The sequence below is a fragment of the Klebsiella sp. B345 genome (assembly GCF_051131735.1).
GTDB lineage: Bacteria > Pseudomonadota > Gammaproteobacteria > Enterobacterales > Enterobacteriaceae > Klebsiella.
Genome location: NZ_CP180443.1, coordinates 583,144 through 609,052 on the forward strand (window position 1 = coordinate 583,144; position 25,909 = coordinate 609,052).

Genomic DNA, 25,909 nt, shown 5'->3' on the forward strand with positions numbered 1-25,909 from the left:
ATTTCAGCTGGACACTGTTATTTTGAAAACACATCCAGAATGATTGTGAACAATGTAAATATAAATACATTATACAGTTGGTCAAATTATACAAAACTGAATGGAGGTTTTATCTCAAACTGGGGGAGTAGAGTTATAGCATCACTCTCTGATTCTCGTATTGATGCATCCAGTATGAGTGACCCTCAATCATATTGTAAGCACACCTGTTTTAGTTCCACGCACTTTTTGAGAGTTCCGGTTTTTCCGCCATTAGCCGGTACTCTTCCGGTGTCAGGTTATTCAGGGATTCATGAGGCCGCTCGCTGTTATATTCCGTCAGCCAGCGCTCTGTGATTTCCCGTGCTTCATTCAGGGTTCTGAACAGATAAAAATCCAGAATTTCTGTCCGGTACGTCCGGTTAAAACGCTCGATGAAGGCATTCTGTGTCGGCTTACCTGGCCTTATAAATTCCAGCATCACACCATGTTCCTCAGCCCATTGTGCCAGCGCCAGTGAGACCAGTTCGGGTCCGTTGTCCATCCGCATCTTCAGCGGGTAGCCCCGGTTTGCCACGATCCTGTCCAGCACTCTGACCACCCGCTGCGCCGGGATATTCAGGTCGATTTCTATGGCGAGAGCCTCGCGGTTAAAGTCATCAACCACATTGAAGGTCCGGAAGCGTCTGCCACACACCAGCGCATCGTGCATAAAATCGATGGACCAGCTCTGGTTCAGCGCTTCTGGCGTCACCAGTGGCACCGGGTTGCGTACTGGCAAACGTTGCTTTCCCTTGCGGCGAAAATTTAGTTTCAGCAGGCGGTAAATCCGGTGAACGCGTTTATGGTTCCAGGCGTTACCCTGCCTGCGCACTAACTGGAACAGCTTCTTAAAACCATACCGCGGGTAGCGCTCTGCCAGCTCAGTCAGCGCCTGGATCACCGGTTCATCACGCCAGATATCGGGCTGGTAAAAATACACAGTCCTGCTCAGCGATAATGTCCTGCAGGCCTGGCGTAAACTCATGGCAAATTGTGCCGTCAGATAGCTGACGAGTTCACGCTTTATCGCTGGTTTTAAAGCTTTTTTTCGATAACGTCTTTCAGGGCCCGGCATTCAAGGCTGAGATCGGCAAACATCTGTTTGAGACGACGATTTTCGTCCTCGAGATCTTTCATCTTTTTGATATCAGAGGCTTCCATCCCGCCAAATTTCGCTTTCCAGTTGTAATAACTGGCTTCTGAGATACCGGCTTCACGGCAGACATCCTTAACGGTACGTCCGGCTTCGACGGACTTCAGAACGGCAATGATCTGGTGTTCGGTGAATCGCGCTTTACGCATGGTGATCTCCTCAGAGGACATAATCAGTATGTCGGAAGATCTCTAAAAGTGAATGGTCCGGTTTCCCGGGATACTTACAAACCAACCGCTTCCATGATCGCCCAATCAAGTCGATAGGGCTCATTTAAGACAGCACCCGACTCGATTTAGCGATGATTTCCCTGATCTGTATTAAGGTGATGACTTGATAAATGGATTGAAATGACTGCCCATTAATTCCATGAGATTAATCTATGAACTTACGTGCTTTACATTTCATCGTTGAGAATGCCGAGGAATGCTTAGTCGAAAGCGCCAATCAAACTCATCGTGAACCTAACGTTGTATTAGGCATTGCTAGAAAAGTTGTTGCTGAACAAACTGTTGAAAATTTATCAGAGGCGCAATTGTTTAATTTCAATACTGCAATTCTTCCATTGATTCATGACGTCCCTTGCCAAGGTTTTATGTCCCCCCTGGACGATGAGCCTGTTGACTGTCCTAATACTATCGACGATGACAACTTGCTTGAATGCTACGAAACCGAAACTTTCCTTTGCCCTTCTTGCACCGCTGAAGGCGATGATTTCCATGCCCACAGAGAGAATTGGTTTAGACGAAATCCGTAAACCCCGAAGCTTCAACTTCACCACCACCATGATCAGATCTTGGTGGTGAATGCTTCTCGGTAATTAGATAATTCAATGGAATAGCCTTAAAATTCTTGCCAAGCAAGATCGCACTCCCTTAGGTGAAAGCATGTTTAATTTATTCAAATCGAATGAACAAAAGTTTAAAGATAAGCTTGAGGAGTATTTTTATGCAGTGCTAAAACGCTCAGTAATGAGAGATAGTGACATGGGCAGTCGTACCGTTGTTTCTTTCCAGAGAGGGCAAGACCAGTTCCCATCTTTCCAACTTGAATGTTCTAGTCTTATTGAGACTGTTAACAAGATTAGCGACTGGCTTCGCTCCAACCAGAACTTTTGCGTGAAGATGAGTTTAAGTGGTGACTCAGAAGATAGTGAACCGCGTTGGTTCGATCCTAGAGATGGAACCCCACCAGTACCATTTAGTATATTCCCCATGGAAAAATTCAGCTGCATTTATCTTGGCAACGCTTCTTATTTTGAACATCTCATCGTCGGATTCTATGTCGAGATGAAACAACCATAGGAAAACCACTATCAACCCACCCCACACTAACCATTTGTAATAATTAAAAATATTGACAAATCCAGCCCGATTTGTCTTTTTTGGGGTTCATCATCTCAAGCATTGCGTGCGGACGTACTCCTGTAGGGCACTCAGGGACTTTTGGTCGCTGATGATTCCGGATCGGATACCGAGAATGTTTCGTCCAGCAACTGAAGAGAGTTCGACGGTGGCATCATCGCCCACGCTGGCGGAGCCGGCGGTTTGGGTTGTGGCTGACACTGGACATTTTCCTTTGACGAGCACCCTGCCACCATTAACAAGCTTGCGCTGCAGAGCATCATTTTCAGCTTTTGCATCGGCTAACTCCTTCGTGTATTTGGCATCCAGCGCTGCAACATCACGTTGGCGGGTTTGCATGTCGGTGATGGAGGCGTTCGCCAGGTCGAGCGCCTTCACTTTCTCGTCGCGCTGCCTTTTGAACTCAGTGGCTTTGGTGTGATAATGATTGGCCAGCCACCAAAGGCTGACTATCAGGCAGATAACTACTGCGCTGATAATGGCGGTTAAGCGGCTCATTTCTGGCTCCACTCACAGACTTCACGCTCAATCTCACGACGGCTTATTAAACCCTTCCACTGCTTACCGCCGGCATATGTCCAGCGCTGCAATTCTTTACAGGCTCCGGGCACATCTCCAGAATTCAGTTTTTTCAGCAGCGTGGATTTGCTGAATGCGCCAGCGCCCACGTTATAGGTGAATGAGTAAAGAGCCGCCCGGGTGGCATAGGGGATCTTTACCTTAATCAGCGGGTCAATGGCCACTGCCACCTTGCGCAGATCTGAATGCAGCAGAGCATCACATTCTTTGTCGGTGTATCGATGCCCGCGGCGGATATCGGAACCAGTGTGACCATCGCATACAGTCCACACATCAACGACATCCTGGTATGCGTAATAGCGGCGCCCTTCCAGGCCATCAGCATTACCCAACATCACAGAAGCGATAGCGATAGCACCAGAACCGCCAGCTATTGCGCCAATCAGTTTATTCCTGAGCGTCGGATTCATCTCGACTCCTGTTGCGCCGGTTGTCTTCGCGGATTTTGAAATACAGATTCGTCAGGTATGTCAGGACGGCAATGATAATGCCCACCAGTACACCGATAGCGTTCCACTGCTCGGGGCTGTAAGCATTTAACATGCCGTTTAAGATGCTCCCGGCTGAAGCGCCATAGGCTGCACCAGTGGTTATTTTTTCCATGCGATGCATACTCTCACCTCGCTTTGTTTGCGGGTGCTATGTGTGTTTGAAAAGGTCAGGCTTCACGGGCTGGATTAACAACAACACGCGTCGAGGATGATTCCCGTGAGCCTGAAATAGAAAAGCCAGCGCTAAGGCTGGCAAAAGATAACGAGGGTCGAACAATGTCGGCTTTATAGCCGTAATGGCCCCTGGTAGCGAGATAGGCCGGGCTCAGCGCACGCGCCCGTCGATTGGGTTATGAACCGTCACCGGTTAGCCCTGCATAGGGGATGGCTGCCAGATGGATTTACGACAACACACAGAGTGATTGGCGTTCTGGCGGCACAAATGGAAAAGGCCCGCGAATGCGAGCCCCTGAAAAGCAAAAACCCCGTCAGAGCAGGGTTTCGATTTGTTTAATTGCCCCCCTTTCCCGGCGCTTATCTCCGGCACTCGCATAGCATGCGGTGGCAGCTCTTTAAGGGGTAAGAAATGCTACCAATTAAGATTTAGCCGATCAATGTCAGAGACAATCCGCATCCTCAATTAGAGGAGAAGATCACAAAATACCCACAACGGAAAGAGCAAGGCGGTCGGCGTTCACCGTTTTCGGGCAGTCTCAGACCTACACCCTATATGTTCTTACCTGTTGTGCGCTCCGTTTCGTGGAGCAACGGCTGGTGATCAACCCAGCACCCGTGGAGGGCTAATTTTAGGCTGGAACGCCCGTGCTCCATATTTGGCGGCCTGTGGCGTTGCGCCAACAACGTCCCTGATGGATTGGATTATGAGCCCGTCATCAGGTCAGGCCATTATCTGGTGCTGGTTGACGGAATTGAACCGCCGACACCCTGATCTTCAATCAGGTGCTCTACCTGCTGAGCTAAACCAGCAATCTGGCTCAGGACTCTCGCGTATGAGCTTCTGCGTGTTGTGCGGCACGCTTTCACTCAAGAGCCCTGACCGGATTGCAGAAAGCAAAAAGCCCCGCACAATGGCGAGGCTTTGGAGTTCTGATAGGTCAAACAAAAATACGGCAACCTACACTAAATATATTGCTCATTTGTTCATTAAAATGCAAGCACGTTATTAGTGTTTTTTGCATTTTTACTCACATTATCGCGATCAATGAAAGCATTTTGCAGGGGTTGATACAGGCAAAATAGTGCAGCATTGATTACCTGCTTAACTTCTCGCCGGATGGTTGAAATGCTGGGGTGCTTATACTGATTACCAGCGCGCGTCTTCATCAGGCGCGGTTTGCATACCGCATGCTGCCATGAGGCGATCCGTATCTCACTCGAGTTGCAGACGTAATAAGTGAAAACTACCTTCCACGCATTCTCATCTACATTTTTCAGGTAATTCCGGATTACAGCGTCAATGACTATCCCATCGTCGTCACTACAAACGGGCCTGGATGATGCCTGCGGTTCAACTGTCGCCGTAAACTTGGCGATCATGTTTATCATCGCCTTATCTATATTCCCTGTTTGGCACCATGCTCCCCAGAGCTGAAGCCACTGATCGATCCACTGGTGCTGTTCGTTCGTTAATTCCAGTTTCATGCTGTCTCTCCCAGAGTCTGATAGATGCGAACGTAATTCCGTAAAATGCGATAGTCGTCATCACCGTTCCGCGGTGCCGGCAGAGGCGGAGCTTTTGCCAACGCCCTCGGTTCCGCTCAATTGCGTCCTGGTTCATGCTGCCTCCCTCTGCTTGACGAGTGCGCGGCGTAACGCGCTGTAATGGCGCCTGATGCCTTATAGCTCTTCGATGGTGATCGGTGAGGGGTGTTGTTGTTTTCGAGCGTCTCGACGCGCTCAGCGCCGATTTTGGCTACCAGATTGATGCGGCACTGCTGCTGGTTGCCGGATAGCTGCACGCTGCAGTGATGGCACTGTTTGTGAATGTTGTCTTCGTGGTAGCGAAGGTGGGACGCCTTGCCGCGGGAACGGTAATGCCCTGCTTCCCATTGGACCGTTTCGAATGTTCCGCAGCTGATGCACGGCAGGTCAAAGTCGCGCTCGCGAATATAGTCATTAACGACACGCTGGGTCATGTCTTCCCAGTGCTTGAGAGGTTTCACCGCAGCTTTACGTTTCCGCCAGGCGGCGCGCTCTTTCTTCGCTCTAGCCTGAGCCTGCTTCTCGCGTTTCCTCTCCAGCTCCTGCATGGCATATTCTGCGCCGTGCTCAGGACAGCACCAGCGATGATTTTCAAATACAGGAGTGAACTTAGCCCGGCAGATTTTGCAGCGCCGTTGGGGTCTCTTGGCCATCATCACCCCCACATCCGGTTACGCCAGCGGGAATCCGGGCGAGGTGGTTTATTGTCCTCCACCAGCTGCGCGCTGACGGTCCAGGTGAGGAAGTCTTTATTGAGTCTGCGTTCAACTCTGACTCTACGCTGCCGGTATTTAGCCATCAGCTCATCGGCCTGCTGCGTTGTGCAGTTGCTATGGTGAAACCACGAATATTTCATCGGCATCACCCCGCGAAGCTCAGAAGTTGGTTTGCGGCGTTCTCGACTTCCATCTGGCTGCCAAAAGAACGGGAAAGGATCCAGCGCCAGAGAACATCTAGCGATGCCTTGTATAATTCCTGGAATTCGCATTCATCCATGCTGGAAAATGAAATGCTGCGGGGATGTTTCTTCAGCGTACCGTCCGGCAGTTGGATGGCGTCATAGTGACCAGCTTCAACGATTACCCAGGCACGATAAGCATCAAAGGATTTACAGATGCTGATGCTACCAGCGCGTTTCTCGGCTATCCGGACGAGGTATTGCTCGGCAGCATCGAGCAACGCTGATTCATTGCCGCCATACGCTGCCAGGTATTTTGCATACCCGGTCACCAGTCGGCGTTCATTGGACGAGATCGCCCCGCCGGTAGGCTCCCAATATTCAAATCCGAGGTTGAGTAAAGCGAAGAAGCGGCGATGAAACGCCGGATTTCGGACAAGCCTATACTCGGCTTCCAGGACGGCACCGAGCTTGCATTTTGACTGCAGAAAATCACTGGTCTCCTGCGTGGCAGGGATCAGTATGCCTTGTGACTGCTTTATTAGATGTAGTTGCTGCGCCATCGTTTTCTCCGGTGACGCAGTAGGTTAACGGTTGTTCAGGCCGTTGATTACATATTATCAGAAGGTGGGAGAACTCGGTAGCCGAGGCAATGTAGAAAACTGGTCATTGTGTTGAGATTAAATATTCCCTCATCCTCAAGTAGCGGTCGCATAGAAGTAATTCCGCTAGCCGTGTACACCAGAACTCGGCCTGCCGCCCTGATGCTACCAACGACTTCACCTGTAGAACGTTTAACCAAATCGTAATACTCGTCACTCTCACTGCGCATCCCTACCTCCCGGAAGCAAATCTTTACACTGTTTATTTATACGGTATAATTAATATTTAATCACTTACATGTGAAAAATTACACGGTACGAGGGATATGATGACAGATGAAGATCGCCCTTCAAGCCCCTATTTTCAAAAGAGATTATCAAAATTGAAAGTTTGGGAGTTTTGTTTAACTTTCCTGTCTAACGGAGTTAAAAGCTTTGCGTGGTTGTCGAGGGCATATTTTGTGTATCGTACAAGCCCCTATTTCACTCGAGCAAAGTAAAACGGCTAATTTCAGAATTAAATTAACGTCAGTTGGATTGAGATAGCAGGCAATACTAGCAAGCCACGTAATGCACATTTTGAGTAGGGCGCAACCCCCTACTCAACGAAGATGAAAAATATTCAACCACAACGACAGTAACAATAAAACGAAAGTCAGCAGCATTTACGGGGGGGTTGGGCGAAATCTTATTGTCCCTTTGGCGACACCAGGCTTTCCAGGCTCAAACTTGCATTTTTTTATCGTGTATTTAACCTCTCTAAAGAAAGGCTCGGCACCGGTTGTCTCAACAGAAGTAACCTCTCCTTTTTCATTTACTGAGGCAGAGTATTTTACAGTGCCGCCAATACCTAAAGCTTTTGCGGAAGCAGGATAGAATGGGAAAGGACAACTTATACGTACAGGTGCTGTTTCCTCTCGGTTTTCGACAGCAAGTGCCACGTTTGATATAAGAACAGTACAAACCAGAAGTAATGTTTTTTTCATAAATGATACCAATTGTTGTTTTCCTTGTGTCCATAGACCACCAATGCTCATTTTGCATGCAACGCCAGAGGCGTGTGGCACCACTTCGACATAAGCCCCCCTCTGGGGTGAATGGGATTATACTTCATAATAAAACAACCCAATGGCTATCTTCTATAAGGCAACCAACTAATTTTGGTAGCGAGAATCGGATATGGGCATCTTTAATTAAAATTTCTTAATGCTATATTCATTTTACCCCTTGCTTGCAAGTGGCGTCTTCGCTACTTCAGCTGGCCATACGGTTTCCGCCCCTTCCACCAGCAGCAGCGGTTCCAACTCCATAATTCGTTTGCAGGCGTATTCCAGTGAGGACTCCACTATTTCACCTCCTACGGGGTAAAATGCTGAATGCAGAAAATCGCCGGTGACTTTCGCCATCGGTGACAGGTATCGCTTTAAGGTTTTGTGCGCCATGTGTCCCCACTTGGCGCCGGAAATAAGTTGTCAGTTGTTCACGCTGACATTGGAAGTATGGCTGATTAATAATGGAAAATAAAAAGCAGTTCAAATCGTTTTTGCTGCTAAAATTACCGCACTCATCATCCCCTGATATGGCCCTAGATAGCCATCAATGTAGAAATGCCCGAAAGACGGTATGCCCCTCTAAACCAATGAAACTCTCCATACCCTTCTTCGTGAGGAATTATAGTCAATTGGTACCCACTGCTATTTAATGGGCTCGGTTTTTCGCCTTTAGGGATCTCCTGAAAGGTCTCAGTCCATACAACCATCCATCGTGAATCCCCATCCTCGATGACTTCAAAATCTGAACCGTCAAACTCCATACTCAAATAAACTTTTTTATGCTTATTTTTGCTTATAAAACCCTCAAATCTCTTAGCCTCTTCGGAAAAATTTTTTACAACACATACACTTTCCCTAGGATTTGCGGCGGAGAATGATATCTCTTTTGAAGAGGCAAATGCCCTATACGCGTAATAGCAGCTTGCTATAGATACCAATATTCCTAGTATGGATAGAAAATTAGCCAAATTAACCGCCTTTATTTTTTCTCGTTTTGCCCTGCCATCTCGATGTAGCGCGGATCGGATGCTTTGTGTAACTGGATGCTCTGCCCGCGGTAGTAGCGGACGCGCTCCATGAAGTATTCGCGCAGGTGTTCTGGCTGCTCTCTGGCTACCATCTCAGCGACAACCGGCATGTTCATGCGCTCTTTGTAGTCGACGCCGGAGGCCGCCAGATCGGCATTAACTTGTCCTGCTCGTCTTGAATCGTCACGTTAAGACTAGCAGTCACCATTTCTAACAACTCGAGCCCCCCCTAACTTACCGTATTTCGAGGTTAGATGGTGCTTTTAGAAGCGCGTTTGGAACCAAATCTCCAAGTGGTATTGCAGGAGATATGGCATCACCTAATGGTTCGGACACCCAAGATGCTCCGAAGCTAGGTAAAGTAATTTTGGTAGCCCTCGGGCTAATTACATATAAGGGGAGACCCTTCGTCCAGTCACTTGACTTGGAAGTAAGGCTCACAGATGAGTTACTTGGCTCTATAATCAGGCATTGATCTTCTCCATCTTTCTGTGAGTTGCACCCAAGTTGTATATCGCGAAAAGAAAATGATGGCTCACGAGATGGATAATCTCTTAAGAGCGTGTATAAACCGACAAGATTGGTCCTCAGTTCGAGTTCGGCACTATTCTTATTTGGGTCCTGAAAGTACCCGATGAGAATCGTCCTTAGCAGATCATGAAAGAGAGTGCTTCTTGCTTGAAGACGAGCCCCGTATGACGAATTGGTCTCGAAGTAATCAATGAGGTCTTGGCGTTGTTCAGAGAGAATTCGTGACTTTGACCGTGCGCTGTATTCAAGAAAGTTGTTGAACTGATTACTCGTGTCGCTAATTGCTGAATTTAGAGCCGCTATCTGTGCATCGAAAGTTGGCGGAGAGGCTGTTGAGTCTGATAAGTCATCGATACCCTCCTTCAACTTTATGATACCGGCGCCAGCCATTGATAAATTACCCGAATCATAGGCACCGATAAGCATTGCAACCCCTTGCCCTGCTTCCTGCAGAGCCTTTTCTGTACTTTCTATGCTATGCGTTGCTTTGGCTTTGTCTGCAGCTGCTTGCACAGTTTTTAATCTTTCCTGGATAACTGATAATTGGTATCGAAACTCGTTACTTCGCACAACTTCCCTAATGTCAGCAACTGACTCAGATAACTGAGAAAGGGTTCCTTGGATTTGAGCAAGCTTTGCAGCACTCAAAGTAGCCTCCGTACGGGAAGCAAGGTTATCCCACTGCGCAACTGCAGAGGTGCTCCGTAGATTGAACATGCCTCCAGTATTGAGGAAATAGCCCTTGATAGGACCGACTCCCAAAATAGGGCTGAATGAGGACAGATACCGAAGAGGTTGTACTGCTTCATTTGTCATCACACTTTCATTCAGTCTGGTGAGATCTAACGGTGCCCAAACACCGCCAAGCACTTGGGATTGCGCCTCCGCCGATGTGTTAATCAGTCGATTGAGCTTATCCACCCACGTAATCTCCGTAGAAATCAAAATCTCATAAAACTTGCGCTCCGCGAAACTGGCATAAGTGAACCCTTTGATCCCCTCAGATGGAACCTTAGAGCGTTCAATCAACTCATCGAAATTGTAGTCGGGCCTGGCATCTCTCGACGCTATATCGCCGAAAAAATCTAGTAGTGCATCTGTTGGAGTTTGCCTGATAACTTCTCGTATGCCGCTCGCGCCAACCGAAGCAATGGGCCATTTCCCTTCTGACTTTAAGCCACATACATCGCTTGAAGATGTCGCGTCTGGCCCGATCCAAGCAGGTGCACGGATTCGTTGCGCAGAACCCGGAGGACCACCATCGATAGCGATTCGCGACTCAAGTTCAGCATCTATATTGTTCACTGTCGACCCTACGATAACTAAGCGTACATGCCCGCCACTTCCTCCTGAACCGCCGGCAGCATTGAGGAACCCAGCTCGCCTATATGCCGAATCGACACAAGGAAATTTTGGATAGAAAGCTGCAGTGGTTGCTCCAGCGCCACCTCTGCCTCCTCGCATTCCTCGAGCAATGAAAACCTTACCTTTTGTAAATAATGGTGAGGTGTTGCAGGATAAAGGGTCGCCGTCAAACAACGGATAGGCGGCAAGAGCTGCATCATCGAAAGTAAATGTGTTGGCGAAAACCTTAATTGTACCAGGGTTAATGTTGGACTTTTCCGTAAGGAGAGGGGGGCTAGTTGCCGGTACAATCCTTTTTAGTGAAGAGGAATCAGGCGATTCGCAACTCCAATACACTTGCCCAGTTAATCCAGCTGGATTCTCAGGAAGGAAAATTTTTCCCTCACTGGAAACAACTTTGTCAGGCGAGCGTCGGAAATAATCGTCGTAGATTTTTCTGAGGTCTGATCCTTGTTTTGCAATTGTTAATTCTGAAGCACCTGAATATGTATCGCTCTTCTCAAGATAGGGAGAATAGTCATCTGGACTTATGTAAACTCTAGAATCTATTGGTGCACTAATTTCAAGTCGGTTGGCAAAAATGATAATGTCCCCCCCGTTGGAGCGAATGGGGGTAGTTACGCGTACAACATCGCCAATACATACAATATCCCAGCGTACTTGCTTTTGAATGCCAGCATATGCCGGCCCCAAAGCATCGGCAACGGCTTGTTGGAGTGGGCGCTGAAGAGCATGGCAATGCTGCGTTGGATACGCGATCACACTTTGACCAGAAGGTGCTGCCAACACATCCAAACTCGCCATCGCAAGTGTTATGAGGAACGCTAGCTTTGTGCTTGCCACTATAGGTTGCAAGAAAAATCGTGGACAAATAGCGCGCGTACTTGCATGTATAAATAACCGAAAGTCAGTCATTTTAGGCTTCTTCTAGTGACATTTAATTGTTACCAAGCGACGTCAGTTCAATGCTTGTGCGCGTCTCATGATGCTGGCAAACATATTAGGTTTAGCCGATCTGCGGGGATGTCACAAACCCACAGACCTTATCGCTTCTAGTGATTTAGTCATTGCTAGCACTCCCTTTCACAAACAGAATCTAGTGAGTTTTGTCTCCCTTGCCGGTGCGTTGCCAGATAGCCGGCTTCTCGTCGGTAAGTGCCAGAATCTGGCTAACCGGTATCTGGGTTTCGTTCCATTTGAAGATGAGAACGCCGTGTGGCCGCAGCACACGGAACGCCTCTTTGAACCCGGCTCGCAGGTCATCGCGCCAGGTGTCTTTGTTCAGGCGCCCATATTTCTTACCCATCCAGGCATTTTCGCCAACGCGCTCAAGATGCGGCGGGTCGAAAACCACAACCGGGAATGAGTCATCAGCGAACGGCAGTTGGCGGAAATCGGCGAAAATGTCCGGGCTGATAACCAGGCTGAGCCCGTCGCACAGAGTGTGCTGCTCGGCGCGAATGTCGGTGAAAACTGAGCGCGAGTCCTGTTTGTCGAACCAGAACATGCGGGAGCCGCAGCACATGTCGAGAATGGTTTGCTCGGTCATTTGGAAACCTCGCGCAACTGCTTGGCAAACCGCTCAGCATCTTCAACATGCGGCGAAATCCAGCGAGAGCGATACTTTTCTAAAAGCATATCCACCCCATTAGCCTTAATCCCGGCTACGATGCGATCGGTGGCGGGGATTTCCATAGCAGCTTTCAGAACATCGACGTACCAATCGTAGTACCGGTAATCCAGCATTCCATCTGGAGGTTTACATGGGGCAACTCGTCAGCTTAGAGGAATGGGCTTCCGGACCGAATGGCTTTAAGCATCCACCATCCAGAGCGTCGCTGCACAGAATTGCAAAAACCGGACAAACAATTCCCAGGGCGCTGAAACAAGGCCGGCGGTGGGTTATCGATGAAGAGGCTAAATTCATCAGTTTGGTCACATCGCCGATACTACCACCACGCCTGCCGAAAGCGGTGAAGACGCTTATGGAGCGAGTAATTAATGGCAGCCAGACCACGTAATCACAGGGTTGATGTCCCAAATCTCTACTGCAAACTGGACAAACGCAACAGCAAAACCTACTGGCAATACCGACACCCTTTAACCGGTCAATTTATCGGTTTTGGTACCGTTCAGGAGGCGGCCAGACAGGCCGCCACTGAACTGAATCGCCTACTGGCGCAGCAGGAATCTGCCCAGTCATTTGCCCTGATCGATATGGTCACCAATAAGAAGGCTAACGCAAAGAAATCCATACGTATGCGCGTGTGGATCGAACGGTATTTGAAAATACAGGAGGAACGGCTCAGCAATGGGGAGATAAAAAATAACACACTTAAATCCCGAAGGACCTGCACCAACGTTCTGGCTGAAAGAATGCCTGACATCGGTATGCAGGAGGTCACCACAAAAATGTTGGCGATCATTACTGACGAATATAAAGCCAGAGGTAAAGCGCGGATGGCGCAAACACTCCGTAGCGTATGGATCGATTTGTTCCGTGAGGCACAACATGCAGGAGAAGTGGAACCAGGATACAACCCGGCGCTGGCAACCAGAAAAGTCGTTGCTCGAGTTAACCGCTCTCGACTGAATTTTGAAATGTGGAAAGCAATTTTTGAAGCGGCCGACAATATGGCCCCTTATGTTCAAAACTCCATGCTGTTGGCATTGGTCACCGGGCAACGGCGTGGTGATATCGCCAAAATGAAATTCTCTGATGTTTGGGACGGATACTTGCACGTTGAGCAGCAAAAGACAGGTGTGAAACTTGCTATCCCGCTTTCTTTGCGCTGTGTGACGTTGGACATCACACTGGCCCAGGTGATTAAGCGCTGTAGGGATCGGGTTGTTAGCCCCTGGCTTCTTCACCACGTAACATCCAGCGGGAGTGTAAAGGCAAGCGATCCTGTTGGCGAGAACAGTCTTAGTGTTTCCTTCAAACTCGCAGTGGATAGCACTGACATTTCCGTCGAAAGAGGGAAAACAATGCCGACCTTCCATGAGCAGCGCTCGCTGTCAGAACGTCTGCATGAGGCTCAGGGTATCAATACCCAACAACTGTTAGGCCACTCATCGGAAAAAATGACGGCGCAGTATCACAATGACCGAGGTTTCGATTGGGTGAAAGTGAAGGGGTAGCTACGTGAGAAATTGCGCTCTATCCCCCTGCAAATTTTTCAGAATTTAAGGATTAATTTTGGGGAAGAATTTTGGAGAGGTTTTGGGGAAGAAAAAATCGGACAAAAAACCGGGCACCTGGCCCGGTCCTGTTTCCGACACAAAGTTGCCTTACTCGCTCAACCCACGGTTCTCCAGCATCGGTTCAATCTTAGGGTCGTGCCCGCGCCACAGGCGATAAAGTTCAGCTAAATCAGTGCTGTTGCCGCGGGACAAAATCGCCTCGCGGAAGCGCTGACCGTTTTCGCGGGTTAACCCACCCTGCTCCACAAACCACTGATAGCCGTCGTCGGCCAGCATCTGGGTCCACAGATAAGCGTAATAGCCTGCCGCATAGCCGCCGCCGAAGATATGCGAGAAATAGCTGCTGCGATAGCGCGGTGGTACCGCCGCAAGATCCATACGCTCCTCGCCTAATGCCTGCGTTTCGAAGGCATCGACATCCTGCGGCAGATCCGTCGACGCGAGGCTATGCCAGTGCATATCCAGCAGCGCCGCTGCCAGCAGCTCGCTCATGTCATAGCCTTTGTTAAACTTCGCGGCTCGCAGCATGCTTTCCCGCAGCGCATCCGGCATCGCCTCGCCGGTCTGGTAATGCCGGGCATAGCGGGCGAACACCTGCGGCTCGCTGGCCCAGTGCTCAAAGATCTGCGACGGAAACTCGACAAAATCGCGCGGCGTATTGGTGCCCGACAAGCTGGCGTAGCGCTGGCTGGCAAACAGCCCGTGCAGGGCATGGCCGAACTCATGGAACAAGGTGATGACATCATCCCATGACAGCAGCGCGCTGTGGCCGGCCTTGGGCTTCTGATAGTTGCAGACGTTGTAGATCACCGGGTGCTGAGCCAGCAGCGTCGATTGTTCGACGAAAACGTCCATCCACGCCCCGCCGCTTTTCGAATCCCGCGAAAAATAGTCGCCGTAGAACAGCGCAATTCCTTCGCCGTTGGCATCAAAGATTTCCCAGACCCGCACATCCGGGTGATACACCGGGATATCAAAACGTTCGACGAAGCGCAGGCCAAACAGCTGCGAGGCGGTCCAGAACACACCGTCCTGCAGGATGCGGTCGAGCGCAAAATAGGGTTTTAGCTGTGACTCATCAATGGCAAAGCGGGCGCGGCGCACCTGCTCGGCGTAGTAATGCCAGTCCCATGCCTCGGCGGTAAAACCGCCTCCCTGATGGTCAATGACCTGCTGAATATCTGCCAGCTCCTGTTCCGCTCTCGCCCGCGCGGCCGGGGCAATCCGGCGCATAAAGGCCAATGCGGCCTCCGGCGTCCCCGCCATCTGATCGGCCATCGCCCAACTGGCATAATCCGCCACGCCCAGTAGTTCGGCTTTGCGCGCGCGGATCTCCGCCAGACGCAGTACCAGCTCGCGGGTATCGTTGGCATCGCCCTTCTGGTTGCGCTGCCAGCCGGCGGCAAACAGCTTTTCACGGGTCTGGCGCAAACGTAACGCCAACAACGCCGGTTGCTGGGTAGTATTCACTAACGGCAGCAGCCAGCGGTCATTTAATCCTTTATCGCGCGCAGTCTCGGCAGCTTCGGCGATCTCATCGTCGCTAAGTCCCGCTAACTGATGGCGGTCATCCAGCACCAGGCCGCCGGATTTCACCGCCGCCAACAGCCGCTGCTGGAACTGGCTTTGCAGCGCCGCGGCCTGGGTATTCAGGGCGCGCAGCGCGGTTTTTTGCTCGGGTGCCAGCGTCGCGCCCGCCAGGGTAAAGCGTTGCCACGTCACCTCAAGCAGCCGCCGGGATTCGTCATCGAGGCTCAGGGTATCGCGTTGCAGCCAAACCTGCTGTACACGTTGGAACAGCGCATCGTTCAGCCAGATATCGTTGCCCAGCCCGGCTAGTTCAGCGGAAAACTGCTCATCAAGCGCCTGCAGCGTCGGGTTGGTATGCGCTCCGGCCATGGCAAAAAAGACCCGGGTGACGCGCGTCAGCAACTGCCCGCTTTGCTCAAGCGCCACCAGCGTGTTGGCAAAATCTGCCGGTGCGGGATTATTCACAATGGCGGAGATTTCGTCGCGCTGACGCCGAACCCCTTCATCAAAGGCCGGACGGTAGTGCGTATCGTCAATCAGATCAAAACGCGGCGCCTGATAAGGCAGCAGGCTCATGCTCAAGAAAGGGTTGTTTTCGGCCATTATCATCTCCTGGACTCGGTTATCCAGTTAGATTAGGCAACGTGTTGATTAACCGCAATGATTTCCCGACGTTCAGGCGGTCAGTGCAGATTCAGAGCACAAAATAGAGCACAAAAGCGATCATTACCGCGCCGGTGACGCCAAGAATATCGAGCCCGGTACGGGTTATGGTCGCATGAGTCGCAATGCTCTCTTCTTCGTCCCATTCATTCATCTGTTTAATCTCCTGTCATCAAAAGCTCCGCTACAGCGGGCAGGTGCAATAGGGAATCCCCACCAAAAATGGCAGCCCAACGGGCGCGGCGCGCAGAATAACAACCGGCAAAATGCCGCGATGATCAATTGATGCCATGAATGCCGCGCAGTTTATTTTTCGACAAAATCGCCCGAAAATAGCCCTCTGACCTAGGCTTTATCCACCTTTTGGCGCTATCGCAATACCCTGTTTTGGAAACGTATTGCTCGCGCGCTGAAGGTAGACGCGGTTTTCTTTTGTCGCTACAGTGCTTAGGCACAGGATCTATCATCATTACTTAATTTTTTTCCGGGTAACGACCTTATACGGTTAGATCATTCCGGGGATAAATGTAATGAAAAACATTAAGTAAGATGATATTGCCAGCCCTCTTCCGCTGTGCGTGTGGTTCAGGGCTTAATGAGAAATTGACAGGAGCGATGATGATTATTCTGGTTACCGGTGCAACCGCAGGTTTTGGTGAAAGTATGACTCGCCGTTTTATCGCCAACGGCCACAAAGTGATCGCCACCGGGCGTCGTGAAGAGCGACTGAAAACATTAAAAGATGAGCTCGGCGACAACCTTTATCCGGTGCAGTTGGACGTCCGCAACCGCGCCGCCATCGAAGAGATGATTGCCGGACTGCCGGCAGAGTGGCAGGCCATCGATGTACTGGTCAATAACGCCGGTCTGGCACTTGGTCTCGAGCCGGCGCACAAAGCCAGCATCGAAGACTGGGAAGATATGATCGATACCAACAACAAAGGACTGGTCTATATGACCCGTGCCGTTTTGCCGGGAATGGTCGAGCGCAACCGCGGTCATATCATCAATATCGGTTCCACTGCCGGTAGCTGGCCTTACGCCGGTGGTAACGTTTACGGGGCGACCAAAGCCTTCGTCCGTCAGTTCAGCCTCAACCTGCGTACCGACCTGCACGGCACGGCGATCCGCGTGACCGATGTTGAACCAGGCCTGGTTGGCGGCACCGAGTTTTCTAACGTGCGCTTTAAAGGTGATGACAACAAAGCCGGTAAAACTTATGAGAACACCCAGGCGCTGACGCCGGAAGATGTTACCGAAGCAGTATGGTGGGTTGCGAACCTGCCGGCGCATGTCAACATCAACACCCTGGAAATGATGCCGGTAAGCCAGAGTTTTGCCGGTCTTAGCGTTCATCGCGCAGGTTAAATCTCGCCACCCGGCCGCTTGACGGCCGGGTATGGGCTAACCGATAAAATACGCGTAAAATAACGCTTATAATCCACTAAAAGTAACCATCAATGGCCGCAGAATCGCAACTCAATCCGACACAGCCTGTAAACCAGCAAATTTACCGCATCCTTCGCAGTGATATCGTCCATTGTTTGATCCCTCCGGGAACCCCGCTGTCTGAGAAAGAAGTGTCTGTGCGCTTTAATGTTTCACGCCAGCCGGTGCGCGAGGCGTTTATCAAACTGGCCGAAAACGGCCTGATCCAGATTCGCCCGCAGCGCGGTAGCTACGTCAATAAGATCTCACTGTCGCAGGTTCGCAACGGCTGCTTCGTCCGCCAGGCTATCGAATGTGCGGTAGTACGCCGTGCCGCCGGGATGATCACCGCCGAGCAAATCTACCAGCTTGAGCAAAATCTTACCCAGCAGCGTATCGCCGTTGAACGTCAGCAATTAAATGATTTCTTCCAACTGGATGATGAATTTCATCAGAAGCTGTCGACGATTGCCGACTGCCAGCTCGCCTGGGATACGGTGGAGAATATCAAAGCGACGATTGACCGCGTGCGTTATATGAGCCTCGATCACGTCACCCCTCCGGATATGCTCCTGCGCCAGCACCATGAAATATTCCAGGCGCTGGAAAAGCGTGATGTTGAAGCGGTGGGCAAGGCAATGAACATTCACCTGCACGAAATTAGTGAATCGGTGCTGTTAATTCGCCAGGAAAATAGCGACTGGTTTAGCGAAGAATAATCGGTTCTGGCGGCAGCAGGGACAATATCACCGCTGCCGCTGATTTTTACCTAACGTACTACCAGCACCGGAATTCTGGCATAGCGCAAAATGGACTCGGCGTTAGACCCAAGCAAATGGGTAGACAGCCCCGGCGTGCGTGAGCCCACTACAATCACATCGAACTCATCGACATTGCCGATCGCCACGATTTCATCACGCACGTTGCCAAACACCACCCGGGAGTGGATCCGCGAAGTGGGAATGGAGAACAGACGAGTCAGGCTCTTCATTTTCTTCTGCGACTCCTCCTCCATAAAGGCTTCGAACTTTTTAATATCGGCAGAAAAGCCACGCAGAATGGAACGACTGCTGTTGGGTAACACGTTCAGTAAGGTAATTTCGCCTTCGCTCTGTGCTAAAAACTCTGCATGACGAACCGCTTTATCACTCAAATCCATTTCAAATACATCGACAGGTAATAAAATTCTTTTATACATAGTCGGCACTCCTTATCCAGAGGATATTTATCTTTTACTGCAGCCATCATGACACACTTATTTTAAACGCAGCACAAATAAGCCACTCGACGACCGGCAGAATCGTTAAAATAAACATCAATTATTTATAGTTAGCTTGGAATAGTTAAAGATATGTATAGTCTATGCGCCCGATCATTATTTTAGCAGATGGTGCAATAAAATATTTTGTACCGCGGTGTGAAGCTATTTGTCGGAAAATATCAGGACTAAGACAATAAGATGATGGTCAGCATTATTGTGCGTCAGAGCAGTCGCACCATAAAAACATGCCGCCAGGGCTGGCGGCATGGTAGACGAGATTATGCCTGTGCTTTAGCCCAGGCAGCGACGGTCGCTTTCGCGCCCTTCGCTTTTAACGATAGCCACGCATGAGTGACCGCATCGACAAAACGCCCATCCTGCGGCAAATCGCGGCCAAAGATGGCGTCAATTCCCAGCAGGGCTTTTACCCGCTCCGGCCCCTCAACGCTGTTCTGTACAACCTGCTGAATCACCGGTAGCAGCGGATCGCAAATTTCAATCGCCTGCCCCTGCTCATCAACACCACCGACGTAGCGCATCCAGCCCGCCACGCCCATCGCCAGAAGGGTAAAGTCGCTGCCCTGCGCCAGATGCCAGCGAACTGAATCCAGCATACGCTGCGGCAGTTTCTGGCTGCCGTCCATGGCAATCTGCCAGGTACGGTGCTTCAGTGCCGGATTACTATAGCGGTCGATCAGCAGCCCGGCGTAGCGCTGCAGGTCAACGCCCTGCACTTTTAATGTCGGCGCCTGCTCATTGAGCATTAAAGCCCGGGCCGCACGACGATAGTACTCATCCTGCATGCAGTCATTAATGTGCTGATATCCAGCCAGGTATCCGAGATACGCCAGGAAGGAGTGGCTACCATTGAGCATGCGCAGCTTCATCTCTTCGAAAGGCACCACGTCGGCGACCAGCTCAGCCCCCGCCTTTTCCCATTGCGGACGACCGGCAACGAAATTGTCCTCAATGACCCACTGACGGAACGGCTCGCACGCCACGCCGGCAGGATCGCGCACGCCGGTCAGCTGTTCAATTTTATCCAGGGTATCGGCGGTGACGGCCGGTACAATACGGTCAACCATCGTGGACGGGAAAGTCACATTTTCTGCAATCCATGCCGCCAGTTCACCGTCGATAGCCCCCGCCAGCGCACAGACCACATTACGCATCACGTGGCCGTTTTCCGGCATGTTGTCGCAGGACATCACGCTGAAGGCCGGCAAGCCTGCCGCTTTACGTCGCGCCAGCGCTTCAACCACCACGCCCGGTGCTGATTTTGGCTGATGCGGGCTACGAATATCAGCGGCAATCAGCGGATGGTCCAACTGCAGTTCACCGGTGGCCGGCGAGTGGCAATAGCCCTTTTCGGTAATAGTGAGTGAAACGATCGCTACCTGGGGCTCGCACAGCTTCGCCAGCACGCTTTCGAGACCGTCGACCTCGGCGTGCATCGCTTCTTTAACTACGCCAACCACCCGTGCGGTCCAGGCATCGGCTGACATTTCGGCGACGGTGTACATCAGATCCTGATGTTGCAGATCGGCAATCTGCTGCTCGCCGCCGATCAGGTTCACTTCGGTGTAGCCCCAGTCACTGCCATGATCCGCAGCCAGGATATCGGCGTAGACCGCCTGGTGAGCACGGTGAAATGCGCCAAATCCCAGATGGACGATGCGCGACACCAGTTTGCTGCGGTCGTAAGAAGGAAGCGTTGCCTTGGCTGTTAAAAGCGTGTTTTCCATGGTGACTCTCATTTTTATGATTACTAATCAACCATTCTCGAGGAGAATGCCTCTGTGAGGTAAACCATCTCATGCAATTGGTATGACATCTTTGATTTCCATCAACTACCATACAAGAAGATTTATCGCGCTTACTCTCGGTGGTCATGCGACTGACGCCATGAAAAAGCCGGGTGGTTTCACCCGGCCACATCAACGTCGGTCAGGTGCGGTATCAGGTTAACTGACCGGCTCTTACTTCTTTATTCTGCGGGGCTTCGTCTGCGGCATCGTGCAGCAGGCTCAGGTCACGGTCGCGCACTTCCGGCATCAGCACTGCGGAAATTAAGCCGATAATCGAGTAGCAAATCAGCATCGCGACAATTGGCCACCACGCGCCGGTGATATTACAGAAAATACCGGCAAGCACCGGGCCAAAGCCCACGGCTACCAGACCACCGGTTTCTTTGGAAATGGCCATTCTGGTAAAACGGTTACGCGAGCCGAATATTTCCGCCATGGTGATATTCTCGAGCGCAAACAGGCCAAGTACCGCGATATTATGGATAACAATTAATGAGGCCATGATCGCGCCGACGCTGTAACTCTTATCAACAATAATTGAGACCATCGGGTAGGCTAAAAGAATGGCCGATATATTGACAATAATATAAGGCAGGCGACGGCCGACTTTATCGGACAGCCATCCCAGCAACGGGATGGTAATAAACCCGATGCCGGAACTGATCATTAATGCGTCGGTGGGAATCGCTTTATCAAACAGCAGGCTTTGCACCAGGTAACCGGCAAGAAATGTCTGCAAAAGTCCGGAGTTCCCAGCCTGACCAAAACGCAGCCCGGTGGCCAGCCAGAAGGATTTGCTTTTTAACATCGCGCCAAAGGTATTTTCCTCCTCCACCGCGCTATTCTGCAAAGTTCCGGCTTCACTGACCTGCTCAAATACCGGGCTCTCTTTAAGATTCAGCCGCAGCCAGATGGCGAAGACCATCACCACCACGCTTGCGAGGAACGGAACACGCCAGCCCCATGCCACCAGCTCTTCACGGTCGAGGAAGAAGAACATCACCGCCCAGATAGCGGTTGCGCTCAGCGTCCCGCAGTTGGTCCCCATCGCCACCAGCGAGGAGATAATGCCGCGCTTACCCTTCGGCGCGTATTCCGCCAGCATGGTGCCGGCCCCGGAAATTTCCGCCCCGGCGCCCAGTCCCTGAATAATACGCAGCGTCACCAGCAGTACCGGCGCGAGAATCCCCACCTGGGCATAAGTCGGCAGAATGCCAATCAGGGTGGTACAGATCCCCATCATGGTAATGGTGATAAACAGGACTCTTTTTCGTCCGATTTTGTCGCCCATCCGCCCAAAAATAAACGCCCCGACGATGCGGGCAATATATCCCGCACCGTAGGTTCCCATGGCTAAAATCAGCGCCATCGCCGCCGATTGTTCAGGGAAAAATATCTCATGGAAGACGAGTGCCGCCCCCAGAGAATAAAGTTGGAAGTCCATAAACTCCAGAGCAGTCCCTAACCATCCGGACACCGCAGCCCGGATGAGGTCTGATGTCGTTCTCTCATTCTTCACTGTAGTCATCATTATGTTCTCTAATTGAAATATATAGAGTTTGTATTAATTATTAACATCAAAAAGTTAATAAGACCTTACAGCAGTTTTTCCTGTCGTGTTCAAAGAGTTCGATAGCATCAACAATGTGCTGATACTCAAAGGTATGGGTAATTAGCGTTTCCGGATTAATTAACCCCTGTGCTAACCACGATAATACGATAGGGAATTTATTGGCATTCAGTCGCGAAGAGAATATAGAGAGCTCTTTACCGGTAATCCCTTGCTGGGCAACCAACGACGGCTCGGTGGAGAAGCCCATCAGGACGATTCTCGCCGCCGGCGAGGCCAGCATCACGGCTTCTGATAATATAGCCGGGTGGCAGGCGGCATCAATAATCAGCGTCGGCTTGATCCCTTCCGCCTGCAGACAGTCCGTTAGTGACTGTTCTGCATTGTTAATCACCCGATCCGCACCGTTGCGTTTTGCCATCTGCAAACGCTCAGCGATCTGGTCCACGACAATCACCTGCTGAACGTGGTAGACGTTTTTCAGCACCTGGATCGTGGTTAACCCCATCGGCCCCGCGCCGTAAATCAACACCGTATCCTTTGACGTCGGCGACACCTGTCCGGTGACGTTGGCGGCAATGGTGAAAGGCTCAACCATCACGCCGTGGCGGTCCGGCACGCTGTCAGGTACCTGCCAGGCATTTTTAGCCGGGACAACGGCATACTCGCTAAATCCGCCATCCTGGTGCACGCCAAGCACCACCAGTGACGTACAGACATTCGGCTTACCCACCGAACACGGATAGCAATGCCCGCAGCTGATAACCGGGTCAACGCAGACACGCTGGCCAACCGAACGGTCCTTCACGCCCTTACCCACGGCATCGATGACGCCGAAGAATTCGTGCCCAATGACCCGCGGGTATTTCGCGAAAGGATTGTGCCCGCGATAGATATGGCTATCAGAGCCACAGATGCCTGCCAGCTTCACTTTCACCCGCACTTCACCTGCCGCAGGTTCCGCTAGCGCCCTCTCTTCGATAACCAGCTCATTGGGTTGACGAATGACAATACTCTTCATTTTTTCTCCTTCACCAGATTCACAACGTGCCAACGTCCAGTCACCGCCCCGTCACCCTGAGCAACGGTCAGGCGGTCTTTTTGTTGTCTGTTTGTCTGCCAATCCTGATGCCGCTCAGGGCATCACCCACAACAGCCGAATGCGTCTTACGCTGACGATTCAGGCTGAGTTACCCCTGTTTTCCTGATATCCCTACGGACATCCGCTTAAAATTAAAGCATCAGACCTACTACCATACAAGTATGACGTTTAAAAAGACTGTGCCAGATCACATTATCCTGACGGGATCGCGCGGCAGCAGATCCGTCATTTTCTAACGGGAATACGGGATTAACAGGTGGGCGACGCAGTGCGTGAGAGACAGGCCGCCAATCAAGGCGATAGCGACCCGTTGAGATGGTGCCGGACGGTCAGGCTCGTCCCCAGCCGGCGACGATGATCAGCATGCCGCACAGGGCCACCAGCGCCCCGGCCCAGTCATAATGGCTGAGCTTGACGCCATCGACAAAACGCAGCCACAACAGCGCGGTGCAGACATAAACCCCGCCATAGGCGGCGTATACTCGCCCGCTGGCGGCCGGATGAAGGGTCAGCAGCCAGACAAACATCACCAGCGCCACGCCGGCGGGGACCAGCAGCAGCGGTGTCGCGCCACGCTTTAGCCATAGCCAGGGTAAATAGCACCCGATAATTTCACAGATCGCCGTCGCGAAGAAAAGCAGTGTTGTTTTGAACATAAAGACAGGTAAAGAGATTGGGTGGTCAGCCCATGTTACGCGATAATCCCCGCTGTCCGCACTCTTTTGTCGGGTATGCCGTCGACAGGAGATGTAGTAAACTTGAAGATGGCCGCAGGGCTATCACTCAAAGGAAAACGTGATGAAAATGACACAAAAAAAACGCTGGTGCCTGACGGCGATGCTGGCCGTCAGCGCCGTGGTGTTTACCGCGTCGTCTTTTGCGCAAACCAACAAGCTGGTGATTGAGTCCGGCGATAGTGCGCAAAGCCGTCAGCAGGCCACCATGGAAAAAGAGCAGTGGAACGATACCCGTTCACTGCGCCAGAAAGTCAATACCCGCACCGAGAAGGAGTGGGATAAGGCCGACGTCGCTTTTGATGCTCAGGATAACTGCCAGAAAAGCGCGAACGTAAATGCGTACTGGGAACCCAACACCCTACGCTGCCTCGATCGCCGCACCGGCCGTACTATCGCGCCTTAATCCATCACTCATGTCTGGCGCCTGCGGGCGCCCTGTTCGCCAATATCTACAGGAACCATCATGCCTGACGCTCATACCATTAAACTGCGGCCGCTGGAGCGCGAAGACCTACGCTTTGTCCATCAGCTTGATAACAATGCCAGCGTGATGCGCTACTGGTTTGAAGAGCCTTACGAAGCCTTCGTGGAGCTGTCAGATCTGTACGATAAACACATTCACGATCAGAGTGAACGCCGCTTTGTGATTGAATGCGACGGGGAAAAAGCCGGGCTGGTCGAGCTGGTCGAAATTAACCACGTCCACCGCCGCGCCGAGTTTCAGATAATCATTTCGCCCGATTATCAGGGCAAAGGGCTGGCGACGCGGGCTGCGAAACTGGCGATGGATTACGGCTTTACGGTCCTCAATCTGTACAAACTGTATCTGATTGTCGACAGCGAAAATGAAAAAGCGATCCACATCTACCGTAAACTCGGGTTTATGGTCGAGGGCGAACTGATTCATGAGTTTTTCATCAACGGCGAGTACCGCAACACCATCCGCATGTGTCTGTTCCAGCATCAGTATATTAGCGAACACCGTAATCAGGGTCAGACGCTGCTGAAACCGACTGCTCAGTAATATTCGATACTGTTTTTGATGGTGTATCGACGGGTCAACGGCGGCTGCACGCTATCGTCGATCACCTGAAGTTCACACTCCACCGGGTTATCATGGCGATCGTAATCGCAGGTTTGACGCACGCTCCCCAACTGCCGGTCATTGAAGGTGCTGGTCGCCGTGTAATCCAGTTTTTTGCGCGGGTCAGACACCGGCGTAGAGCGCACCGTAAAACGCTCATCTTTCGCCACCGTGGTTTTCCCGGTTGGATAGCCTTCGCTGTCATAGTGGTAGGTCGCGGTGGTTTCTTTACCCCGCGCCGAGATCACAAAGCCGTTATCGTCCGTGTCCCAGACAATACCCGCAGACGGCAGCTCAGCCAGCTGGCATTTTCCCTGCAAACGCAGACGCTTCTCGCGGGTTTTGGCATCAAGATAAAAGTTGGCGTCCAGCAGCAGCGTCGCACCAGTTTTATTCTCCCGGTCTTCAAAATCCAGCAGGTCAAAACAGCCTTCGCTGGACATATGGGCGCTCACTCGCTTCACCACCTCGTTGTGCTCGTCGAAAAGCGTCTGGCTAAAATCCTTCACCGGTCCCCGTAAGGGGTCGAACTCAAACTCATTAGAAAAGCTCGCCATTTCCGGCGTAAATGCTTGCGGCGACGCCGGCTTATCACAGGCGCTGAGGACCATTACCGCCGATATCAGCAAAAACCGTTTGTTCACGCCAGATTCCTTTTGTGGAGATTACAATCATAGTAGCAAATACAATTGTTTACACCAGTTCTGCTATGCTTA

General features: G+C 51.2%; 31 protein-coding genes, 1 tRNA gene and 1 pseudogene. 8 read left to right on the forward strand and 25 right to left on the reverse strand.

Annotated features, from left to right (window positions below):
* Nucleotides 1-211: 211 nt before the first annotated feature.
* Nucleotides 212-1,323 (reverse strand): IS3 family transposase gene (locus tag ACMYSO_RS02695; RefSeq protein ID WP_434669142.1). Its coding sequence is split into 2 segments (ribosomal slippage): nt 212-1,062 and nt 1,062-1,323, totalling 1,113 coding nucleotides; the frame shifts between segments, so codons are not numbered across the junction.
* A gap of 233 nt (nt 1,324-1,556) precedes the next feature.
* Between ACMYSO_RS02695 and ACMYSO_RS02700 the strand changes: the two genes are divergently transcribed.
* Nucleotides 1,557-1,931, forward strand: coding sequence for a hypothetical protein (locus tag ACMYSO_RS02700; RefSeq protein WP_434669144.1), 375 nt, complete (start codon nt 1,557-1,559; stop codon nt 1,929-1,931).
* Between the two features lie 130 nt (nt 1,932-2,061).
* Nucleotides 2,062-2,478: a hypothetical protein gene (locus tag ACMYSO_RS02705; RefSeq protein ID WP_434669146.1), complete on the forward strand. Its 417-nt coding sequence runs from the start codon at nt 2,062-2,064 to the stop codon at nt 2,476-2,478.
* A 90-nt stretch (nt 2,479-2,568) separates the two neighbouring features.
* Here ACMYSO_RS02705 and ACMYSO_RS02710 read toward each other — a convergent pair whose 3' ends face one another.
* From ACMYSO_RS02710 to ACMYSO_RS02785, 16 genes and pseudogenes are all read right to left on the reverse strand, one after another.
* Nucleotides 2,569-3,036, reverse strand: coding sequence for a lysis protein (locus tag ACMYSO_RS02710; protein ID WP_434669148.1), 468 nt, complete (start codon nt 3,034-3,036; stop codon nt 2,569-2,571).
* On the reverse strand, nt 3,033-3,527 hold the full coding sequence (locus ACMYSO_RS02715) for a lysozyme (protein WP_434669149.1): 495 nt from the start codon (nt 3,525-3,527) through the stop codon (nt 3,033-3,035). Before ACMYSO_RS02715 ends, ACMYSO_RS02710 begins: the two co-directional genes overlap by 4 nt.
* Nucleotides 3,505-3,729 carry a class II holin family protein gene (locus ACMYSO_RS02720; RefSeq protein WP_064367594.1) on the reverse strand — a complete coding sequence of 75 codons (225 nt, stop codon included), beginning with the start codon at nt 3,727-3,729 and terminating at the stop codon, nt 3,505-3,507. The genes ACMYSO_RS02715 and ACMYSO_RS02720 overlap by 23 nt, the downstream gene beginning before the upstream one ends.
* A 790-nt stretch (nt 3,730-4,519) precedes the next feature.
* Nucleotides 4,520-4,595, reverse strand: a tRNA-Phe gene (locus ACMYSO_RS02725).
* A gap of 177 nt (nt 4,596-4,772) precedes the next feature.
* Nucleotides 4,773-5,270, reverse strand: coding sequence for an antiterminator Q family protein (locus ACMYSO_RS02730; protein ID WP_434669152.1), 498 nt, complete (start codon nt 5,268-5,270; stop codon nt 4,773-4,775).
* Nucleotides 5,267-5,406, reverse strand: a pseudogene (locus ACMYSO_RS02735) (YlcG family protein). The gene ACMYSO_RS02730 and the pseudogene ACMYSO_RS02735 overlap by 4 nt, the downstream one beginning before the upstream one ends.
* Nucleotides 5,387-5,986 carry a recombination protein NinG gene (locus ACMYSO_RS02740; RefSeq protein ID WP_434669154.1) on the reverse strand — a complete coding sequence of 200 codons (600 nt, stop codon included), beginning with the start codon at nt 5,984-5,986 and terminating at the stop codon, nt 5,387-5,389. The pseudogene ACMYSO_RS02735 and the gene ACMYSO_RS02740 overlap by 20 nt, the downstream one beginning before the upstream one ends.
* A complete protein-coding gene (locus ACMYSO_RS02745) occupies nt 5,986-6,192 on the reverse strand; it encodes a hypothetical protein (protein ID WP_434669156.1) in 207 nt (68 codons plus the stop codon). Before ACMYSO_RS02745 ends, ACMYSO_RS02740 begins: the two co-directional genes overlap by 1 nt.
* Nucleotides 6,192-6,791: a DUF1367 family protein gene (locus tag ACMYSO_RS02750; protein ID WP_434669158.1), complete on the reverse strand. Its 600-nt coding sequence runs from the start codon at nt 6,789-6,791 to the stop codon at nt 6,192-6,194. Before ACMYSO_RS02750 ends, ACMYSO_RS02745 begins: the two co-directional genes overlap by 1 nt.
* 704 nt (nt 6,792-7,495) lie before the next feature.
* Nucleotides 7,496-7,867 (reverse strand): TonB family protein, encoded by a 372-nt coding sequence (locus ACMYSO_RS02755; protein ID WP_434669160.1) that lies wholly within the window; start codon nt 7,865-7,867, stop codon nt 7,496-7,498.
* Between the two features lie 183 nt (nt 7,868-8,050).
* A complete protein-coding gene (locus tag ACMYSO_RS02760) occupies nt 8,051-8,272 on the reverse strand; it encodes a hypothetical protein (protein WP_434669162.1) in 222 nt (73 codons plus the stop codon).
* 143 nt (nt 8,273-8,415) lie between these two features.
* Nucleotides 8,416-8,850, reverse strand: a complete 435-nt coding sequence (locus tag ACMYSO_RS02765) for a hypothetical protein (protein ID WP_434669164.1) — start codon at nt 8,848-8,850, stop codon at nt 8,416-8,418.
* A gap of 11 nt (nt 8,851-8,861) precedes the next feature.
* On the reverse strand, nt 8,862-9,059 hold the full coding sequence (locus ACMYSO_RS02770) for a DNA polymerase III subunit theta (protein ID WP_434670720.1): 198 nt from the start codon (nt 9,057-9,059) through the stop codon (nt 8,862-8,864).
* Nucleotides 9,060-9,144: 85 nt separating this feature from the next.
* The gene (locus ACMYSO_RS02775) at nt 9,145-11,610 is read right to left on the reverse strand and encodes a hypothetical protein (protein WP_434669166.1); all 2,466 of its coding nucleotides are present in this window, start codon (nt 11,608-11,610) and stop codon (nt 9,145-9,147) included.
* Between the two features lie 292 nt (nt 11,611-11,902).
* Nucleotides 11,903-12,355 carry a class I SAM-dependent methyltransferase gene (locus ACMYSO_RS02780; protein ID WP_434669168.1) on the reverse strand — a complete coding sequence of 151 codons (453 nt, stop codon included), beginning with the start codon at nt 12,353-12,355 and terminating at the stop codon, nt 11,903-11,905.
* Nucleotides 12,352-12,501, reverse strand: a complete 150-nt coding sequence (locus ACMYSO_RS02785) for a hypothetical protein (RefSeq protein WP_434669170.1) — start codon at nt 12,499-12,501, stop codon at nt 12,352-12,354. The genes ACMYSO_RS02780 and ACMYSO_RS02785 overlap by 4 nt, the downstream gene beginning before the upstream one ends.
* A gap of 68 nt (nt 12,502-12,569) precedes the next feature.
* Here ACMYSO_RS02785 and ACMYSO_RS02790 point away from each other — a divergent pair, with 68 nt between their 5' ends.
* Together ACMYSO_RS02790 and ACMYSO_RS02795 are read left to right on the forward strand one after the other, a co-directional pair.
* On the forward strand, nt 12,570-12,827 hold the full coding sequence (locus tag ACMYSO_RS02790) for an excisionase (RefSeq protein ID WP_434669172.1): 258 nt from the start codon (nt 12,570-12,572) through the stop codon (nt 12,825-12,827).
* Complete coding sequence (locus ACMYSO_RS02795; protein ID WP_434669174.1) at nt 12,808-13,947, forward strand: phage integrase Arm DNA-binding domain-containing protein; 1,140 nt, start codon at nt 12,808-12,810, stop codon at nt 13,945-13,947. The genes ACMYSO_RS02790 and ACMYSO_RS02795 overlap by 20 nt, the downstream gene beginning before the upstream one ends.
* Nucleotides 13,948-14,097: 150 nt before the next feature.
* On the opposite strand, the gene dcp is transcribed toward ACMYSO_RS02795, so the two are convergent.
* Nucleotides 14,098-16,143, reverse strand: coding sequence for a peptidyl-dipeptidase Dcp (gene dcp, locus ACMYSO_RS02800; RefSeq protein ID WP_434669176.1), 2,046 nt, complete (start codon nt 16,141-16,143; stop codon nt 14,098-14,100).
* Nucleotides 16,144-16,234: 91 nt separating this feature from the next.
* Entirely contained in the window at nt 16,235-16,357 is a 123-nt protein-coding gene (locus tag ACMYSO_RS02805) for a hypothetical protein (protein ID WP_255417649.1), read from the reverse strand.
* A gap of 464 nt (nt 16,358-16,821) precedes the next feature.
* Here ACMYSO_RS02805 and ydfG point away from each other — a divergent pair, with 464 nt between their 5' ends.
* Both ydfG and ACMYSO_RS02815 read left to right on the forward strand, forming a co-directional pair.
* Nucleotides 16,822-17,571 (forward strand): bifunctional NADP-dependent 3-hydroxy acid dehydrogenase/3-hydroxypropionate dehydrogenase YdfG, encoded by a 750-nt coding sequence (gene ydfG, locus ACMYSO_RS02810; protein WP_434670721.1) that lies wholly within the window; start codon nt 16,822-16,824, stop codon nt 17,569-17,571.
* A 92-nt stretch (nt 17,572-17,663) separates the two neighbouring features.
* Complete coding sequence (locus ACMYSO_RS02815) at nt 17,664-18,350, forward strand: GntR family transcriptional regulator (RefSeq protein WP_434669178.1); 687 nt, start codon at nt 17,664-17,666, stop codon at nt 18,348-18,350.
* A 50-nt stretch (nt 18,351-18,400) separates the two neighbouring features.
* On the opposite strand, the gene ACMYSO_RS02820 is transcribed toward ACMYSO_RS02815, so the two are convergent.
* The 5 genes from ACMYSO_RS02820 to ACMYSO_RS02840 all read right to left on the reverse strand — a co-directional run bounded on the left by ACMYSO_RS02820 (nt 18,401) and on the right by ACMYSO_RS02840 (nt 24,028).
* On the reverse strand, nt 18,401-18,829 hold the full coding sequence (locus ACMYSO_RS02820) for a universal stress protein (protein ID WP_434669180.1): 429 nt from the start codon (nt 18,827-18,829) through the stop codon (nt 18,401-18,403).
* Between the two features lie 341 nt (nt 18,830-19,170).
* Nucleotides 19,171-20,637, reverse strand: coding sequence for a mannitol dehydrogenase family protein (locus tag ACMYSO_RS02825; RefSeq protein WP_434669181.1), 1,467 nt, complete (start codon nt 20,635-20,637; stop codon nt 19,171-19,173).
* A gap of 214 nt (nt 20,638-20,851) precedes the next feature.
* Nucleotides 20,852-22,228, reverse strand: coding sequence for an MFS transporter (locus ACMYSO_RS02830; RefSeq protein WP_434670722.1), 1,377 nt, complete (start codon nt 22,226-22,228; stop codon nt 20,852-20,854).
* A gap of 49 nt (nt 22,229-22,277) precedes the next feature.
* Nucleotides 22,278-23,291, reverse strand: a complete 1,014-nt coding sequence (locus ACMYSO_RS02835) for a Zn-dependent oxidoreductase (RefSeq protein ID WP_434669182.1) — start codon at nt 23,289-23,291, stop codon at nt 22,278-22,280.
* Nucleotides 23,292-23,701: 410 nt separating this feature from the next.
* Nucleotides 23,702-24,028 (reverse strand): YnfA family protein, encoded by a 327-nt coding sequence (locus ACMYSO_RS02840; RefSeq protein WP_434669184.1) that lies wholly within the window; start codon nt 24,026-24,028, stop codon nt 23,702-23,704.
* A 142-nt stretch (nt 24,029-24,170) separates the two neighbouring features.
* Here ACMYSO_RS02840 and ACMYSO_RS02845 point away from each other — a divergent pair, with 142 nt between their 5' ends.
* On the forward strand, nt 24,171-24,512 hold the full coding sequence (locus ACMYSO_RS02845) for a DUF1283 family protein (RefSeq protein ID WP_123754492.1): 342 nt from the start codon (nt 24,171-24,173) through the stop codon (nt 24,510-24,512).
* A gap of 60 nt (nt 24,513-24,572) precedes the next feature.
* Nucleotides 24,573-25,133, forward strand: a complete 561-nt coding sequence (gene speG / locus ACMYSO_RS02850) for a spermidine N1-acetyltransferase (RefSeq protein WP_123754493.1) — start codon at nt 24,573-24,575, stop codon at nt 25,131-25,133.
* Here the strand turns inward: speG and ACMYSO_RS02855 are convergent.
* A complete protein-coding gene (locus tag ACMYSO_RS02855) occupies nt 25,127-25,804 on the reverse strand; it encodes a YnfC family lipoprotein (protein ID WP_434670723.1) in 678 nt (225 codons plus the stop codon). The two genes, speG and ACMYSO_RS02855, sit on opposite strands and share 7 nt — an antisense overlap.
* Nucleotides 25,805-25,909 lie beyond the last annotated feature (105 nt).